The sequence below is a fragment of the Porticoccus sp. GXU_MW_L64 genome (assembly GCF_052983295.1).
This window is the reverse complement of sequence record NZ_JBRKJK010000052.1, coordinates 1-645: the sequence shown is the minus strand read 5'-3', so window position 1 is coordinate 645 and position 645 is coordinate 1. Positions and strand designations below refer to the sequence as shown.

General features: G+C 48.5%; 1 protein-coding gene. It reads right to left on the bottom strand.

Annotated elements, in window-relative coordinates; translation table 11 throughout:
• The coding region (locus ACVBEJ_RS14595; protein WP_447130368.1) for a transposase at nucleotides 1-645 on the bottom strand (645 nt) is incomplete at both ends.

Genomic DNA, 645 nt, shown 5'->3' with positions numbered 1-645 from the left:
CTTACTGTCTACCCGCCGCTTCATCCACTCTGTGGCGCTGGCATGAGTAGAGAAGGTTTTTGATACTTGGCGACCATGGCCTTCTCGCGTATCTGCCGACTCCGGGTTGCGCATACAGTTGTATTTCATTGAGCAGTTGCGGCAGTCGGTTAAGCGACCTTCAAAATGTAACTGCATTCTCCCCGGCCCTTGCGAGTATTCGTGCTTCAACCACATTTCCTTGCCCGCCGGACAAATACAGCGCTTTGCCTTGCGGTTAAATTGGAACTCGCTTGAAGGAATGATTGGCTTGATGCCTTTTACCGTATCCTGATGACGCTTGCCGTGCTTGTCCTTTTGGTTCTTGAACTTGGGATCGCGAGAACGAAACCGGTTATCCGGGATATATGCATTGATACCTTCTTCTTTTAAGTAGGCGTTGTTCTCATGATTGGAAAAACCGGTGTCAGCGGTGATGATTACTTGATCGTCCAGAATATCGTTACTCAATTCCAGGTTCCGATAACGTTTTTGCAAGCTGTTGAGAACAGGCTTTAAAGCATGGTGTTCCTGGCCTGCACCAAAAGCTTGGGCATCAACAATAATCTGGTGCTTTTTATCCACCGTAGCAATGCCGTTGTAGCCCTGTATGGTGCCCTTGCTGGT